The following is a 929-nucleotide window of genomic DNA, read 5'->3' as shown; positions in this document are numbered from 1 at the left end:
GCGCGGGGGGCGGCGGCGTCGGAGAGGGGGATGACGGGGCGTTCGGGTTCGATGAAGCCGAGTTCGGTGTACGTGGTGGTGGCGGGGCCTGTGAAGTCGACGAAGGACTCGTCCCAGCCGTGGTCGGGGTCGGCGCCGTAGTGGTGCGGTACGCCGGGGATGATCCAGAGCAGGGCGGGCGCGGTGACGGGTACGCGGCGGCCGTCGGGGCCCTGGTACCAGCCGGTGCCCGCGCTGATGACGATGGCGACGTGGTGGTCGAGGGTGCGGGGCCCGACGGTGGGCAGGGTGCCGTGCTGGAGTCCGACGCCGAGGCAGACGAGGCCGAGCCGGTGGTGGGCGGGACTGGGCGTGAAGTACCGCATCCACGTGTGATACATGCCGTGTTGCCCCTTTCGCCCGGCGGCTGTGCCTTCGATGCGGACGCCTTGCGTCCAATCAGGCTTGATCTTTGTCCATGGACCGGCTGCCCGCCAGGGGTGAGGGTGGGCCCCACTTGTGCGTGACTGTGTGTGAGGGAGAGGCGGGACCGCCGGTGGGCGAGTTTGTCGTGGGGGACGAGGACTTCGAGCTGGACGGCCGGCCGGTGCGGCTGCTCTCCGGTGCGCTGCACTACTTCCGGGTGCACGAGGCGCAGTGGGGGCACCGGCTCGCGATGCTGCGGGCGATGGGCCTCAACTGCGTGGAGACGTACGTCCCTTGGAACCTGCACGAGCCGCGTCCCGGTGAGCCGCGCGATGTGGCGGCGGTGGGCCGGTTCCTGGACGCGGTGGCCGAGGCGGGCCTGTGGGCGATCGTGCGGCCGGGCCCGTACGCCTGCGGGGAGTGGGAGAACGGGGGCCTGCCGCACTGGGTGACGGGGCCGCTGGGCGCCCGGGTGCGCACCAGGGACCCGGAGTTCATGGCGCCGGTGGAGCGCTGGTTCGGGG

Annotated in this window: 2 protein-coding genes; one reads left to right on the top strand and one right to left on the bottom strand. The window is 72.3% G+C overall.

What is annotated here, in order from left to right:
• The coding region (locus GUY60_RS37940) for an AraC family ligand binding domain-containing protein (RefSeq protein ID WP_187370243.1) at positions 1-380 on the bottom strand (380 nt) is incomplete at its 3' end.
• 155 nt (positions 381-535) lie between these two features.
• On the opposite strand from GUY60_RS37940, the gene GUY60_RS37935 reads away from it, so the two are divergent.
• A partial coding sequence (locus GUY60_RS37935; RefSeq protein WP_187370242.1) for a beta-galactosidase occupies positions 536-929 on the top strand: 394 nt, incomplete at its 3' end.

Source organism: Streptomyces boluensis, from assembly GCF_009908195.1.
GTDB classification, from domain to species: domain Bacteria; phylum Actinomycetota; class Actinomycetes; order Streptomycetales; family Streptomycetaceae; genus Streptomyces; species Streptomyces boluensis.
The sequence above is the reverse complement of the archived record's forward strand: the minus strand, read 5'-3'. Positions and strand labels throughout refer to the sequence as shown.